This window comes from Acetivibrio ethanolgignens (genome assembly GCF_001461035.1).
GTDB classification, from domain to species: Bacteria; Bacillota; Clostridia; order Lachnospirales; family Lachnospiraceae; genus Velocimicrobium; species Velocimicrobium ethanolgignens.
Map to the genome: position 1 here is coordinate 1 of NZ_LNAM01000046.1, position 14963 is coordinate 14963.

Sequence of the window (14963 nt, forward strand, 5' to 3'; positions counted from 1 at the left end):
TTTCCGTTACAACGGTACCGACATTTCTTTACCTGAAATTTATAAGCAGAATAAGAAGCGCCGTGGCAAATCAAGATATCTATTATCTGTCATGGTAGATGTCATCAAAGATGGAGAAGCTATACCCGCTAAGGTAGTTTATGTTCGCAATAAAAACAACCGTAAGGAATATCTCTGTATCATTTCCACTGATATCACAATAGATGAGGATGAAATCATCCGTATTTACGGAAAGCGGTGGGATATCGAAGTATTCTTTAAAGTCTGTAAAAGCTATCTCAGACTTGGTAAAGAATGTAATTCTCTTTCCTATGATGCAATGACTGCTCATGTAGCCGTTATTTTTACGAGATATATGATGCTCATTGATAACTTAATTACTGCCAGATATTGAATTTTCAAGGTGCATAGCTAAAATCTATGTGCGAAGTTTGAGTAATATAGCCATAATTGAATTAATCCAATAAACTCACATAATTTGTAAGATAAGCTTTTTATTTTCTTTTCCTTTTGTATCCAAAGGAATACTATCTTTATTATAATAAGGGAGGCAGTTGGTATGGAACTCTCTTTTTAGGATTTTTATATCCGTCAATAAAATAGTCAACTAACCCCTTATTATAAATATATAATTGCCCCTTTAGTCAGCTGATATAATTTTGCTAATCGTCTTTTACTCCATTTTTTTGGATGCTTTTGAATTTCCCCAAATAATATATCTATCCAGTATAAAGCATATTGCACTGAACACACATATCGGTATGATTAGGAACAATATCCTAATCGAAAAGTGTGCGATAAAGCGGCTGGAAATTATCAGCATCGCGAATCCAAATATTCTCATAACAGTTGATAATAGTGAAGTAATTGCAGATATGTTTCCAACATTAACAATTTCACTATATTTTATTTCTGTATAATAAGCCGCTATTGTGATTGCAAAAACCGGGACTGCATAAAGAAACAGTTGTAGAATCGGCTTATTTATAAGAAACATTAATGCCACAGCTACTATTGCAATCATAAAAATCGGTACAGAAGTATTCCTAAACAATTTATTTACAGGAGCCTTATAAGCTAATATGGTAATAAGCTGAAAGGAAAGGTAAATACATATAAACCAATCTGAATTGATTCCATATTCGATAAACAGGCTCTGCCATAGCTGATAATGAACTTGTAAAAACATTTGAAATAACGCAAATAATATCAGCATATATCTTAATTGCTTTGTTTCTCTTATCTCTCTTAAAGAATCTTTTACAATGATAAGTATACTTCGGTTCCCTGATTTATCCACCCGATTCGGAATTCTGTAAAACACAACAATCAGCAACACATTAAGAAGCACAATACCAAGCATTACCCAATAAATATCCGTATTTATTATTCTATGTAATACAAATCCTAAGCAGGCTCCACCAATAGCTGATATCGAGGAAATCTGACTCATAGTACTAATGAAGCTCCCAATCGCATTCGACACTTTTTCTTTATCCTTGTTCTCTTTAATCCAAATTATAATATCAGAATCGATTGTTCCCGTTTCCATAGCTGTTGAAATGCCATATATAAACCAAGTAAGAATAAGAAACCAATAATTATCCGTACTAAGAATCAAAAGGTAGCTAAGCATCAGTAACAAGGACGAGATTAGATAAATATTTTTTTTGGGATATTTGTCTGCCAAAACTCCAGAGGGGTATTCAAACAGTACCACACCACATGAATAAAATGCCTGTATCATTGCTATTTGGGAATAGTCCATGCCTTTATCCAAAAAAATCAACGTTAAAAAAGCATGGGGCATCGCAATAGCTGCACTTTTTAGAGCTAAAGCCACATAATAAAAAATCACAGAGCTATCTGTATTGTCCACACATTTTACAATTTTCATTTTTACTTAATGCCACCCTTTCAACATTAAACTCAAGGTTACCGATTCCAACCCTGCTTAAAAGACCCATAATATGCATATACAATCCTCCTCTCCAATTTTGAATTCATCATTTTGATAACGCGTGACTGCTTCAGCGTGTTATCGAGATATAGTATAGTGAATAAGTTTTTTTTTGTCAATATTTTTTCGAATTTGAGTTTCCCCATTTTTTGTAACAAATAAAATGTACAAAATTAGTCCACTTGTTTATGTAAATAAAAAAGCAAAAACACCACCATAAATGTTATAATTAAATCACCATAAAATAATAAAACAAAGGAGTGTTTTTGCATGATTAATTATAACAGATTAGGATATGAGATTAAAAGAGATTTATCTAAATTTTCTGAAAAAATTTCAAAAAACTTAAAAAAACCCAAAAGCAAATTTGTGGTACAAATGTTATATGGTATTTTAGCAGGCAATAAAATTCATTTGAGTGAAATTGCTCGTTCCTTAAATGAGAAAATTACTCTGAAAAAAACTATAGATTGTCTTTCAAGAAATCTGTATCATTTCTCCGAGAAAAATCTTGTTATGGAAAATTATATTTCAGAAGTCAAAACAATAACAGATGAAAAAAATTCTGTTATTGTTATAGATAATTCTGATATTACAAAGCCTTGTAGTCCCCAGATGGAAGCTATTTCGGATGTACGTGATGGAAGTACTGGTGAAATCAGAAAGGGATATTTTACTATAGAAGCAGCTATTTTATCTAAAGATAAAAAGATGCCTATATCTGTTTATGAAAAAGTTTTTTCCACAGCTGAAAGTGGATTTGTAAGTATGACACATGAAAATATTAACTGCCTAAAGTCTTTGTCGGAACATTTTAGTAAAAGCTGTGTTCGTACTCTTGATAGAGGTTTTGATGCAAATGAATATTACAAGTATTTCTTAAAAAATAATGAAAAATTCGTTATTCGTGCAAAAAAGAATCGAAGTATTATTTATAAAAACCAAACGCAAAATATTATGGATGTTGCAAAAAAATATAAAGGGAATTATCGAATGGATTTTATGGATAAGCATGGCAAAAAAATTGAATGCAAAATTAGTTACATTCCAGTAAGTTTATGTGAATTTCCTAAACAGAATTTAGGACTAATTGTTGTATATGGTTTTGGAAAAGAACCTATGTTATTGCTTACAAATTTAAAATCGTCAGAAAAGAAAAAACTTTGTATGATTATTACAAAAGTATATTTGATGAGATGGCGTATAGAGGAATATTTTAAATTTAAGAGACAACAATTTGGATTAGAAGATTTGAGAGTTATGTCATTACAATCTATCCGAAATTTAAATTTATTTGCAAACCTTGTGGCAGGTTATATTGCAATAATAAACTCAGAAAAAGATGATACTATTTTTATGTTGGAATTGAAGGAATGTTCTAAGAGAATTTATAAGATACTTTTCGAAAAAATTAATTTTTACACTTTCATCATCTGCCATTTTTGTTTTCTTCTTTATACAGGTAAGTGCTACAGATCTGCTTCTGAATACTGGCGAACATGATATATCCTTCACGCTTATTACCTGTAGAATAAATGATGATTTAATAAGTCAGGTTGCAGATCTTGGAAAAGGTCAGAAAATCAAAGTAAAAGGATATTGTTCCGAAGTTGGCGAGATTATGGGATATACAATTAAGGTTGAATCCATAAGTGCAGAATAAGTTTCATTCATCGTTTTGCTTAAAAATCAGAATTTCTTATAAATACAGGTAAAAAAGGAGTATCGCTCTATAACTAGCTTTTAGTTATTTTGCGATACTCCTTTTTAGGATAGCTTGTCCTTATAAATGGATTTTCCAGTTTTTATATCAATATGCTCTAGCTGACGGTAAGCCTCCGAGGTGCTTTTTAGGTTCTTACAGGAAAGCCGGTATTCAATATAGGTGCTGACAATGTAATAAACAACAGCAAAAAACGGTACACCGATAAGCATACCGATGAGACCAAACAGACCACCTGCTGCAAGGATAGAAAAGATAACCCAGAAGGCAGAAAGACCGGTAGAGTCTCCTAAAATGGTAGGGCCAATGATATTGCCGTCAATCTGCTGAAGAACCAGAATAAAGATTAGAAAATACAGGCACTTCATTGGGTCAATAAATAAAATCAAAATAGCACTTGGGATAGCTCCAAAGTAAGGACCAAAAAATGGAATTACATTGGTAACGCCTACAATAACACTGACTAACAGGGTATATGGCATTTTAAAAAAACTCAGTCCAATAAAGCAGAGAACACCCATAATCATGGAATCGATAATTTTTCCCATGATAAAGCCACCGAAAATTTTATTACTCTGGCGGAGAGTTTCGATAATAACGTTGGCCGGATGCGTTTTAAAAAGGGCGTAAATAATCATTTTCCCCTGAGCTGCAAAATGTTCTTTTTCTATCAGAATATAGACGGAAACAATAATACCAATCAATAGGTTTTTAATGATATTGATAATGCCAATAACGCCGGTAGCAAAATAGTTTACCCAGGTGTTAACCTTAGATAAAAGGTCGGTTTCCACCCAGTTTTCAAAGTAGTCAGTAATTTTTACAATGCCTTCTTTAACATAGGAGGCTACAAGCTGGTTGTTATCCAGGGTATGATTAATCCAGTTGGTGAACATATCAATATGTCCAGGCATGTCCTTTATAATTCCAGTGATACTGACATATATCTCCGGAATAATCAGGCTTCCTAAAATATAAATGAGGAAGAAGGCTATCAGGAGAGAAAGAAAAATGGCGATACCACGGATAAAGGAAGAGATACGGGAGCTTACGGTATCCTTTTTACTTTTAGAAAGAACAAATCGGATAAGCTGCCGTTCAAAAAAATCCATAATCGGTGAAAGAAGATAAGCTATCACAAAACCAATTATAATTGGCTGAAGTATCCCTGTGAGCTTATGAAAAAAGGAACGTATCGTATCCAGGCGGAATAAAAGAAAAAAGAAGATTACGGCTGCAGCAATAACCAGAAAGGAAACTACTCCTACTGTAAAATAAGCCCGGAATCCCTGTTTTTTTGGTTCATTTTCTAAATCATGTATCATGATAACAGACCTCCTGTCTGACATAAAATTTTGATAAATGTATTCTGTAATTATTATAGCAGATAGAGAGAAAAAAACCAATACTGGAAGAAAATAATAAAAAAATAGAAAAAACAAAAAAATTTTTGTCAACAATGATAAAAAATATTGTGTTTTTATAAAAGATATGTTATAGTATTAACAAAAAAGGAGGATAAATAAAAACTATGGGGAAAACAACAAATAACAATGTCAGTATTGACAACATTTATCAGCTGGATGGCAGAGTGCCGATAGCAAAAGCGATTCCTTTTGGACTTCAACATGTGTTGGCGATGTTTGTATCCAATTTGACACCAATTCTTATGGTAACAGCAGTAGCAAAGCTTGCTGGAACAGATATCGTTGGTATTACGGGTGTAGATCAGGCGATGCTTCTACAGGCTGCGATGTTTATTGCCGGATTGGGAACACTGATTCAGCTGTATCCTATCTGGAGAGTGGGAGCTAAGTTACCAGTGGTCATGGGAGTAAGCTTCACCTTTCTAGCATCATTGCAGTATGTAGCAAGTACCTTTAATTATGAGACAATGATAGGGGCAATTATTGTCGGAGGCTGTATTGAAGGTTGCCTTGGACTTTGTGTTAAGTACTGGAGGCGGTTTGTGGCACCAATTGTATCAGCCTGTGTAGTAACAACCATCGGATTTTCGTTGCTTTCCGTAGGTGCAAGATCCTTTGGTGGCGGTTATGTAGAGGATTTTGGTTCTATAGAGAATATGATAATTGGTACTGTAACTTTGCTGGCATGTATTTTATTTAATTTATTTGCCAAGGGCTTCTGGAAACAGTTAAATGTATTGTTTGGTCTTGTAGTAGGATATACCTGTGCAGCAGTTATGGGCATGGTAGATTTTAGTAATTTTGCTGTTACCATTGATGAGGTAGGCTACATATCCCTCCCAAGATTTATGCCATATACACCACAGTTTAATATTGGAGCGATTATTGCAGTATTGGTAGTATTTTTAGTATCGGCAGCAGAGACAATTGGTGATACAACAGCAGTAGTATCCGGTGGACTGGGAAGAGATATTACAGAAAAGGAGCTTTCTGGTTCTTTAGCCTGTGATGGATTTTTAAGTGCTGTATCTGCCTGCTTTGGATGTACACCGATTACCTCTTTTAGCCAGAATGTAGGCCTGGTAGCTATGACAAAGGTAGTTAATCGTTATACCATTATGTTTGGTGCTCTGACCCTTATTCTTGCGGGACTGTTCCCGCCAATCGGAGCATTTTTCTCAACACTTCCGCAGCCGGTATTGGGAGGTTGTACTATTATGATGTTTGGTACCATTGTAGTCAGCGGCTTTACAATGCTGAGCAAATGTGGTTTTACACAGAGAAATACGGTAATTGCAGCATTGGCAATTAGCATTGGAATTGGATTTACTCAGGTACCAGGTATCTACAGTGCATTTCCAAAGATGGTAAATGATATTTTTGGGGGCAATCCGGTGGCTGGTGTATTTGTAATCGCTATGGCTCTGAATCTAATACTTCCAAAGGATATGGAAGTAAAGCGAGTTTCTTCTGAAAAATAAACAAAATTGACTCCTGATTCATATCTTAATAAAAAGAGTGAATCAGGAGTTTTTTATGTTTAAAGTAATGGTAGATGCAGGACATGGCGGTTTTGATAATGGAGCAACCTATGAAGGAAGAAGAGAAAAGGATGATACACTAAGGCTTGCCTTAGAGGTAGGAAGGATTCTGGAAGAGAATGGAGTAGATGTGGCCTTTACTCGGACAGAGGATATTTACCAGAGTCCTTCGGCAAAAGCCAGAATTGCAAATAACAGTGGAGCCGACCTTTTGGTTTCCATCCACCGGAATGCAGCCTATGCACCGAATACCTATAATGGAGTACAGACGCTGATTTATAATACAGGAGATATCAAGGAAACAATCGCAAATAATATCAATGAAGAGCTTGCTGAGGTCGGGTTTCAAAACCTGGGAACAGAAGTAAGACAGAATCTGGCAGTGCTGCGGCAAAGCCAGATGCCTGCAGTTTTAGTAGAAGCTGGTTTTATCGACAGCGACAAGGATAATGAGATTTTTGATGAATCCTTTTATGAAACAGCAAATGCAATTGCCCAAGGAATTTTACGGTCAATTTAGTAATGCCACACTGTAGTTATAAAATCTTAAGAATTCTTTAAAAAAAAATTTACAGAAATAGTAAGCTTTCTAGGATATGATAAATGAAGATAAAGAAGGAACTGTTTCGTTAGAGATAACAGAAGGAACAAAAGAAAGGAGAAATATAGATGAAGCAGAATATCCTTGATATAAAAAAGCTGATGAATGGGGCGACTATTGCAGGTATGCTGACTCTCTTAGTGCTTGTAATCCTGGGCTTTCGGATAGGGATTTTCCAGTCAGCAGAAAGCTTTCGCTCTTTTATAGAAAAGGGTGGACTATGGGGCATCGTGCTTTTTATTACCTTTCAGGCGGTACAGGTAGTAATTCCGGTGCTTCCGGGTTCCCTGGGCTGTGTGGTTGGTGTAATGGCCTTTGGACCGGTTATGGGATTTATCTATAACTACCTGGGAATCTGTCTTGGTTCCCTGTGGGCTTTTTTATTGGCCAGGCAGTATGGGCGTCCCTTTGTGAAAAAAATTACCAAGCCAGAGCACTTTGAAAAATATCAAAGCTGGCTGGAAAAGGAAAAACGCTTTGATACGCTGTTTGCAGCAGCAATATTTTTTCCGGTAGCACCAGATGACTTTCTTTGCTTTTTAGCTGGTTTAACAAAAATGACGGTAAAGAAATTCTCTGTTATTATTCTGCTGGGGAAACCAGCTGCTTTAGCTGCATACAGCTTTGCTTTGACAATGGGCTTTGAACAGATCATGAAATTTTTAGCCTAGACGGAGAAGAATTAAAAATGGAGGAAGGAGAGTTAAGATGATTTATATAAACATGCTTTCAAAAGCACACACCGTAAAGGGACAGGGGGTACTTTCAGCCCATGATGAGCAGGTAAGGCTGGTAAAAACAAGACTTTCAGATACCTGCTTTGTAACAGAGGATGACAGAGTGATGGGAGAGGTGAATCATTATCATACCATTAATCTACAATATTTTTTCCATGCTCTGTGGGCGAAATTAAGAGGCCGGGTGAGAGTAGGATATGTACATTTTTTGCCTGAAACACTGGAAAATAGTATTCATCTTCCGAATTGGATGAGAAGGATTTTTTACTGGTATGTAATTCGGTTTTATAAGGAAATGGATGAGCTGGTGGTTGTAAATCCGTATTTTATTAATGAACTTGAAAAATATGGTATTCCAAAGGATAAGGTAACATACATTCCTAATTTTGTTTCTGCCTTGGAATTTTATCCGGCAAAGGAAAAAAAGAAGAATGACCGTTTTACGGTTCTTTGTGCAGGGCAGCTTCAGAAGAGAAAGGGTGTGCTGGAGGTAATACGTCTGGCTGAGGAGCTTCCCCAGGTACGCTTTTTATGGGCTGGAAATTTTGCTTTTGGTAAGATTTCAGAAGGGTATGAGGAAATCAGAAAGGCTGTCGAAAATCCACCGGAAAATTTAGAATTTCTGGGACTTGTAGATAGAAAAGCCATGAAAAGGCTTTATCAGGAGGTAGACTTGTTTTTTCTGCCGTCCTACGAGGAACTGTTTCCAATGACGATTTTAGAGGCCTGGAGCTGTCATACACCGGTTCTGGTACGGAAGCTTCCAATCTATCAGAATGTACTTTTCGATTTTGTAGAATATGGAGAAAATCTGGAAGATTTTAGGGATAAAATCCAGCGGTGGGAAAAAAAGCCACCAGCCATGGAGCTACTAAGAGAGGCTGCTAAGCGGGGAAGTGCTTATTATTCGGAAGAAAGAATTGCCGGATTATGGAAAGAATTTTATATAGTTGCCAAGGAGCACCATTATGTTTATAATAATAGTCAGTATAAGAAACTAATGGGAGATAGAGTAAATGGCATACATTATTGATGGAAAAAGAATATCTGGTGAAATTAAGGATGAGGTAAAGGAACGTGTAGAGAGGCTGAAAGCACAGGGAAGGGAGATTAGGCTGGCAGTAGTGCAGGTAGGAAGTGATCCGGCGTCCACTGTTTATGTGGGAAATAAGAAAAAGGCCTGTGATTATGTAGGAATCTGCTCCCTCGCCTATGAGCTTCCAGAGGAAACGACAGAGGATGAACTGTTAGCATTAGTAGAAAAACTGAATGAAGATGACAGTGTAAATGGCATTTTAGTGCAGCTTCCGCTTCCTGTTCATATCCGAGAGGATAAGATAATAGAAACTATTAGTCCAAAGAAGGATGTGGATGGTTTTCATCCTCAGAGCGTAGGTGCTTTAAGTATTGGAAGAGAGGGCTTTGTATCCTGCACTCCTGCAGGGATTATTGAGCTTTTGAAGCGTTCTGGCATTGAGATAGCAGGAAAAGAGTGTGTTGTTGTCGGAAGAAGCAACATCGTAGGAAAACCGATGTCGATGCTTCTATTACGGGAAAATGGAACGGTAACGGTCTGCCATTCTAAAACAAAGAATTTAAAGGAAGTTACAAAAAGGGCTGACATTCTGGTGGCAGCTATCGGAAAACCAAGGTTTATTACAGAGGAATATGTAAAGCCGGGAGCCTGTGTGATAGATGTGGGCATTCACCGGAATGAGAATAATAAGCTTTGTGGTGACGTGGATTTTGAAAGGGTAGAGTCGGTTGCAGGAGCCATTACACCGGTACCGGGTGGCGTTGGTCCGATGACGATTTCTATGTTAATGTACAATTGCCTTTGGGCAGTGGAGAGAGAATACAAATGAAAAATGTAACTATGCAGGAAACGACAGAGATGTTTTTTTATCATGAGCAGAGTTTTTCTGTTATGATGATAGAAAAAGGGGAGCTTTTTTGCCCGTGGGAGCTGGGGCTTCTTTCCCAGAAACAGAACAAGGAAGAGCTTTTCATAAGAGGCAGCTATCAGATAGAAGATTTTGTACTTTATCTAGAAGGCTTTGAGGCTTACAGCAAACAAAAGGAGCTAATAATAAAAAAGGAAGATCTACATATACCATTAAGCTATAATGGAAGTGTATTGCTTGTACGGGAGCTATTAGAGAGATATGCAGAATACAAGCCTCTTTACGGATATAAAAAGCTTATGGAGCTTATTTTTGATCACGGTAAACTTATAACGGCCATTGATCATAGCCGTGCGATGTACCGGATACGAAGAAATCTGGAAGCGGGACTTCGGGATATGGCCAATCCCAAAGATGCCCGTTGTATTTTAAGTTTTATCGATGATTTGTTTGTTGGAAAATATAAGGAGTCTATCCGTACCAGATATTTTCAGGCGATAAAGAGAGCGATGGGAAAGGCATGGAGGAGGCTGGGAAAAAAAGATGAATCATAACCGGCTCTGGACGAAAAACTTTACGATTATTACCCTTGGAACGGTTGTTTCTATGCTGGGCAATGCGGTATCAGGCTTTGCCATCAGTCTGTTGGTGCTGGATTATACAGAATCTACATTTTTATATGCATTATTTATGGTGGTATATAATCTGCCAAAGATAATAACACCGATTTTGGCAGGTCCTTATGTAGATCGTTTTTCCAGGAAAAGGGTAGTCTATATACTGGATTTTTTGAGCTCCGGTATCTATCTGATTATGTTCTGGGTACTGGGACAGGGATTTTTTCATTACGGAGTATTTTTGCTGGTCTGCCTTTTGGTGGGTTCCATTGATGGTATTTATACCGTGGCTTATGACAGCCTGTACCCGAATCTGGTCAGCGAAGGTAATTTTTCAAAAGCATATTCCATATCCAGTATGATATATCCACTGGCAGCTTTTATGGTGCCAGTGGCTTCTTTTGCGTACAGTTATTTTGGAACGGCGGCTCCGTTGTTTTTATTTAATGCAGTTACCTTTTTTATTGCAGCGGTTTTTGAAACACAGATTGATTATAAGGAGAAGCATATAAAGAATGAATATCAGCATTTTGATGCTGCATCCTACAGACGTGACTTTAGGGAAGGACTGCAGTATTTGCTTGCAGAGAAGGGGCTTTTCATTATCACTGTTTATTTTTGTATTACGATATTTTCCGGTGGTGCGATAGAGACACTGATACTGCCGTTTTTTAAAAATCACCCCCAATACTTTCATACAGCAGTAGATGTAGTTACACTGTATACGATAGTAACCGGCTGTGGTGTTATAGGGCGTCTGGCTGGAGGCATGATTCATTACCGCTTTAAGTACCCGGCAGATAAGAAATTTATGATTGCATTAACGGTATATACAACCATCAGTTTTTTAGATATTTTCCGGCTGTACCTGCCGATAAACCTGATGATGCTTACCTATTTTATTACGGGAATTATGGGAGTAACCTCTTACAATATCCGTATTTCAGCGACCCAGTCCTATATTCCGGATGATAAAAGAGGAAGATTTAATGGTATTTTTAATATGGCCTGTACCTGTGGCAGCATCGTAGGCCAGCTTCTGGCAGGTGCCCTGGGTGACTTTTTCCCGGAACGGAGAATTATTATCGGCTTTGCATTGATTAATCTGGCTGCTGTGTGGCTGGTAATGTATCAAGGTAGAGAAGCAGTGAAAAAGATATACAACAGGAGTGTGTAGATATTGACATTTTAGCCTCCCTATCATACTTTAGGGAGGCTGATTTTATGACGATACCAAAGGTATAGATTGAAAATTGTGAAAAAGTAGAGAAAGAATGGCTCCTGTACGCTCTCATAGGAAGAAGTACAGGAGCCATTCCTTTGCAAACTTTTATTTCAGAATACCCGTTACTGTATTGACTTCAGAGCCTTCCGTATATTCCAGACGGATAGTATCGCCTTCCTGGTAGGTTACGATGCCGATATGCTCACCGACGTTGACATCATAGATACCGCTACGGCCCTTTAACAGTACATAGTAGTGCGAATTGCCTTCGATGACGCAGTCGGCAATTTTTTCAATTACACCGGTAATTGTTTTCGTATCTTCGGTGGAAATCTCAGCAGAAATATTATTCTGCTTTAGCTGGGTGACATAGTCCTTTTCACATTCGGCTATCGTATCACCAATAGCTACAATGGTATACTTTTCAATATTTACCATGGCATATTTCTTAACCAGACCGGCACTGTCCTTAAGGGCAATGAAATAGGTTGGCTCATTGGAAATATTTAAAAGCAGTGGGAAGGTAGCTACATAAGATAAGTTCTGTACCTTACCCTCGGCAGAGGCCATGGCAGAGTATTCCTTTGCACCGGAGATAGAGTAATAGCGGGTTTCTGCAGTACGCTGATTCATCAGAACAAATCCAACTAAGGATTCATCACTGACGACGCTGGTAACACCGGTATATACCCAGACATCATCATCCAGGGCAATGTAATTATAGCCTTCCGTTGTCTGTAAGCAGTCCTTTTGACCGAAAATGGAATTTAAGAAGCCGTGCTTTAAGGTTCCATAGTAATCATAGTAGGAAACTAAAAGGTTAGCTGAATATACACGGTCAATCCAGGTAGGAACCTCATCTACCTTGTAGTTTGTCATTTCTCCTGTAATTGCATTAACCAGAACTACATTTTTAACGGTCTGGCCACCGAAAAGACCGATAGTAAAGTCCTTAACCGGGCATACCCAGTAAGGAGTACCTTCCTCATCAATCTCAAAGTTAATGGTATCAAAGATATAGGTCGGATAATTAAATCTTAAGTGGCGGTAAATATAACGTCCGAAATGCTCAGACTCGGAATATTTGATACCAGAAGAAAGCTTAACACACTCGGCATTCTGGGTAGCCATATCAATTTTAATATAGGCTGGAAGTCCGTCCTTGCGGTTGGTAAGCCATTTAAACAGGCTGGCGTATTTTAATGGTGTGACCCGGACCGGAGCATCGTTTAAATTAATCTGTGCATAGTTATCTGCGACCTCAAACTGAGATACATATTCTACCATGCTTCCCATTTTACGGGAGCCTAACAGGGCAGCAGAGTCTTTATCCAGAAGTGGAATCTCGCTATAGGAAATCTGTTCGATATCCTGGGAAAAATCCCGGGTTTCTATGTTGATTAAATCCCGGTATTTTTTAGCATTGATAATCGGAGAGGATAACAAACTTCCGATGGCATATACGGCTAAAAGAACCAAAGTAAGGCTTAAGAAAAGCTTGAATACAGGGTTCTTTTTGGCCGGGCTTTCCAGATTCATTTCCAGATTTTTGCCGTTTTGCTTTAACCTTGGGCGGCTACCGAAAATAAGGGCAACAGCGGTCATAATTGCGAAAAGAATAAATAAAAATATCCAGAAGTCACGGGAATGGATATTAACCGCTGGTAAATAAATGTAATAGCAGATACTGCCAATCACCAGAAGAAAGATGAGGGGCAGCAAAATACGCGATAATTTTTTCATAAAATAAAACCTCCACATATAGCATTTTCTCTAATGATAACACTAATTTTAGGAAAGTTAAAGAAAAACTTATGATTTGGGTATTTCCTTTTAGAAAAAAAGCTGGTAGAATACAAGTTATGTAAGAAAGAAAGGAATGTAACGAATGAAGCTATTATTTGTTTCTCTGGGCTGCGATAAGAACCTGGTAGACAGTGAGGTTATGCTGGGACTAATCCGGGACAGAGGCTGGGAAATAACGGATGATGAAAATGAAGCAGAGGCGGTTGTAGTAAATACCTGCTGCTTTATACATGATGCAAAGGAGGAAAGCATCAATACCCTGATTGAGATAGGGGAGCTTAAGAAAACAGGAAAGGTAAAGGTGCTAGTGGCAGCAGGCTGTCTGGCACAGCGTTACCATGATGAGATAAAGGAAGAGCTTCCGGAGGTGGATGCGATTATTGGAACGACTGCTTATGAACATATTGTTGAAGCAGTAGAGACAGCCTGGAATGGAAAGAATTATGAAAAGCTGGAGGAGCTTAGCTATCTTCCAAAGAATGAAACTACCAGGATAACTACAACAGGAGGTCATTATGCCTACTTAAAGATTGCAGAGGGGTGCGACAAGCATTGTACCTACTGTATTATACCAAAGATCCGTGGAGACTTCAGAAGTGTTCCAATGGAAAAGCTTCTGGAGGAGGCCTCTTATTTGGCTCTGAATGGTGTAAAGGAGCTGATTTTAGTTGCTCAGGAGACCACTCTTTACGGAAAAGATATTTATGGGGAGAAGAAGCTTCCAGAGCTTTTACGGGAGCTGTGCAAGATTTCCGGTCTTGAGTGGATACGGCTTTTATACTGTTATCCGGAGGAGATTACAGACGAGCTGATTCAGGTTATCAGGGAAGAGAATAAAATCTGCAATTACCTGGATATGCCGATACAGCATTGTGCAGATTCAATTTTAAAGCGGATGGGCAGAAGGACCAGTAAGGCAGAGCTTGTGGAGATTGTTACAAGGCTCAGAAGGGAAATTCCGGATATCTGCCTTAGAACAACGCTGATTACCGGCTTCCCGGGAGAGACCGAGGAGGATCATAAGGAGCTTTTGGATTTTGTGGATGCTATGGAATTTGACCGGCTAGGTGTATTTACCTATTCACCAGAGGAAAATACAGCAGCAGCGAAAATGGAAAACCAGATTGACGAAAAAGTAAAATGCCGCCGCCAGCAGGAGCTGATGGAGCTGCAGCAGGAAATTGCCTTTGAAAAGGCAGAGGACAGCGAAGGCAGAAGGCTTATGGTTATGATTGAGGGCTCTTTACCGGAGGATGGCGTATATATTGGAAGAACCTACAAGGATGCACCAAAGGTGGATGGGTATATTTTTGTGAATTCGGAACGGGAGCTCTTATCTGGTGAGCTTGTGCCTGTTTATGTGACCGATGCCAAAGATTATGATTTAATTGGTGAATTAATTCAGTAACGGGAGGGTATACT

At 38.0% G+C, this 14963-nt stretch carries 12 protein-coding genes and 1 pseudogene; 10 read left to right on the plus strand and 3 right to left on the minus strand.

Features of this window, described 5'->3' with window-relative positions; translation table 11 throughout:
• A pseudogene (locus tag ASU35_RS03345) lies at positions 1–364 on the plus strand (transposase); the annotation flags it as partial.
• A 309-nt stretch (positions 365–673) separates the two neighbouring features.
• Here the strand turns inward: ASU35_RS03345 and ASU35_RS03350 are convergent.
• On the minus strand, positions 674–1897 hold the full coding sequence (locus ASU35_RS03350) for an MFS transporter (RefSeq protein ID WP_058351648.1): 1224 nt from the start codon (positions 1895–1897) through the stop codon (positions 674–676).
• A 333-nt stretch (positions 1898–2230) separates the two neighbouring features.
• Between ASU35_RS03350 and ASU35_RS03355 the strand changes: the two genes are divergently transcribed.
• Positions 2231–3463 (plus strand): transposase, encoded by a 1233-nt coding sequence (locus tag ASU35_RS03355; protein WP_058351649.1) that lies wholly within the window; start codon positions 2231–2233, stop codon positions 3461–3463.
• 264 nt (positions 3464–3727) lie between these two features.
• On the opposite strand, the gene ASU35_RS03360 is transcribed toward ASU35_RS03355, so the two are convergent.
• The gene (locus ASU35_RS03360; RefSeq protein ID WP_058351650.1) at positions 3728–5008 is read right to left on the minus strand and encodes an AI-2E family transporter; all 1281 of its coding nucleotides are present in this window, start codon (positions 5006–5008) and stop codon (positions 3728–3730) included.
• Positions 5009–5214: 206 nt separating this feature from the next.
• On the opposite strand from ASU35_RS03360, the gene ASU35_RS03365 reads away from it, so the two are divergent.
• The 7 genes from ASU35_RS03365 (at position 5215) to ASU35_RS03395 (ending at position 11687) form a co-directional block, all read left to right on the plus strand.
• A complete protein-coding gene (locus ASU35_RS03365; protein ID WP_058351651.1) occupies positions 5215–6591 on the plus strand; it encodes a uracil-xanthine permease family protein in 1377 nt (458 codons plus the stop codon).
• A gap of 55 nt (positions 6592–6646) precedes the next feature.
• The gene (locus ASU35_RS03370; RefSeq protein WP_058351652.1) at positions 6647–7171 is read left to right on the plus strand and encodes an N-acetylmuramoyl-L-alanine amidase family protein; all 525 of its coding nucleotides are present in this window, start codon (positions 6647–6649) and stop codon (positions 7169–7171) included.
• 149 nt (positions 7172–7320) lie between these two features.
• Positions 7321–7923, plus strand: a complete 603-nt coding sequence (locus tag ASU35_RS03375) for a TVP38/TMEM64 family protein (protein ID WP_058351653.1) — start codon at positions 7321–7323, stop codon at positions 7921–7923.
• Between the two features lie 37 nt (positions 7924–7960).
• A complete protein-coding gene (locus ASU35_RS03380; protein ID WP_058351654.1) occupies positions 7961–9022 on the plus strand; it encodes a glycosyltransferase family 4 protein in 1062 nt (353 codons plus the stop codon).
• Positions 9006–9854 carry a bifunctional methylenetetrahydrofolate dehydrogenase/methenyltetrahydrofolate cyclohydrolase FolD gene (folD, locus tag ASU35_RS03385; RefSeq protein ID WP_058351655.1) on the plus strand — a complete coding sequence of 283 codons (849 nt, stop codon included), beginning with the start codon at positions 9006–9008 and terminating at the stop codon, positions 9852–9854. The genes ASU35_RS03380 and folD overlap by 17 nt, the downstream gene beginning before the upstream one ends.
• On the plus strand, positions 9851–10447 hold the full coding sequence (locus tag ASU35_RS03390; protein WP_058351656.1) for a hypothetical protein: 597 nt from the start codon (positions 9851–9853) through the stop codon (positions 10445–10447). Before folD ends, ASU35_RS03390 begins: the two co-directional genes overlap by 4 nt.
• Positions 10437–11687, plus strand: coding sequence for an MFS transporter (locus ASU35_RS03395; protein WP_058351657.1), 1251 nt, complete (start codon positions 10437–10439; stop codon positions 11685–11687). The genes ASU35_RS03390 and ASU35_RS03395 overlap by 11 nt, the downstream gene beginning before the upstream one ends.
• A 153-nt stretch (positions 11688–11840) precedes the next feature.
• Here ASU35_RS03395 and ASU35_RS03400 read toward each other — a convergent pair whose 3' ends face one another.
• Complete coding sequence (locus ASU35_RS03400) at positions 11841–13478, minus strand: hypothetical protein (protein ID WP_058351658.1); 1638 nt, start codon at positions 13476–13478, stop codon at positions 11841–11843.
• 145 nt (positions 13479–13623) lie between these two features.
• Here ASU35_RS03400 and rimO point away from each other — a divergent pair, with 145 nt between their 5' ends.
• The gene (gene rimO / locus ASU35_RS03405) at positions 13624–14949 is read left to right on the plus strand and encodes a 30S ribosomal protein S12 methylthiotransferase RimO (RefSeq protein WP_058351659.1); all 1326 of its coding nucleotides are present in this window, start codon (positions 13624–13626) and stop codon (positions 14947–14949) included.
• Positions 14950–14963 lie beyond the last annotated feature (14 nt).

What these genes read in the sequence shown, in the direction of transcription:
- ASU35_RS03380 (WP_058351654.1), top strand. Translation starts at nt 7,961, where the DNA reads ATGATTTATATAAACATGCTTTCAAAAGCACACACCGTAAAGGGACAG.
- ASU35_RS03390 (WP_058351656.1), top strand. Translation starts at nt 9,851, where the DNA reads ATGAAAAATGTAACTATGCAGGAAACGACAGAGATGTTTTTTTATCAT.
- ASU35_RS03350 (WP_058351648.1), bottom strand. Translation starts at nt 1,897, where the DNA reads ATGAAAATTGTAAAATGTGTGGACAATACAGATAGCTCTGTGATTTTT.
- ASU35_RS03395 (WP_058351657.1), top strand. Translation starts at nt 10,437, where the DNA reads ATGAATCATAACCGGCTCTGGACGAAAAACTTTACGATTATTACCCTT.
- ASU35_RS03355 (WP_058351649.1), top strand. Translation starts at nt 2,231, where the DNA reads ATGATTAATTATAACAGATTAGGATATGAGATTAAAAGAGATTTATCT.
- ASU35_RS03400 (WP_058351658.1), bottom strand. Translation starts at nt 13,478, where the DNA reads ATGAAAAAATTATCGCGTATTTTGCTGCCCCTCATCTTTCTTCTGGTG.
- ASU35_RS03365 (WP_058351651.1), top strand. Translation starts at nt 5,215, where the DNA reads ATGGGGAAAACAACAAATAACAATGTCAGTATTGACAACATTTATCAG.
- ASU35_RS03360 (WP_058351650.1), bottom strand. Translation starts at nt 5,008, where the DNA reads ATGATACATGATTTAGAAAATGAACCAAAAAAACAGGGATTCCGGGCT.
- ASU35_RS03375 (WP_058351653.1), top strand. Translation starts at nt 7,321, where the DNA reads ATGAAGCAGAATATCCTTGATATAAAAAAGCTGATGAATGGGGCGACT.
- folD (WP_058351655.1), top strand. Translation starts at nt 9,006, where the DNA reads ATGGCATACATTATTGATGGAAAAAGAATATCTGGTGAAATTAAGGAT.
- rimO (WP_058351659.1), top strand. Translation starts at nt 13,624, where the DNA reads ATGAAGCTATTATTTGTTTCTCTGGGCTGCGATAAGAACCTGGTAGAC.
- ASU35_RS03370 (WP_058351652.1), top strand. Translation starts at nt 6,647, where the DNA reads ATGTTTAAAGTAATGGTAGATGCAGGACATGGCGGTTTTGATAATGGA.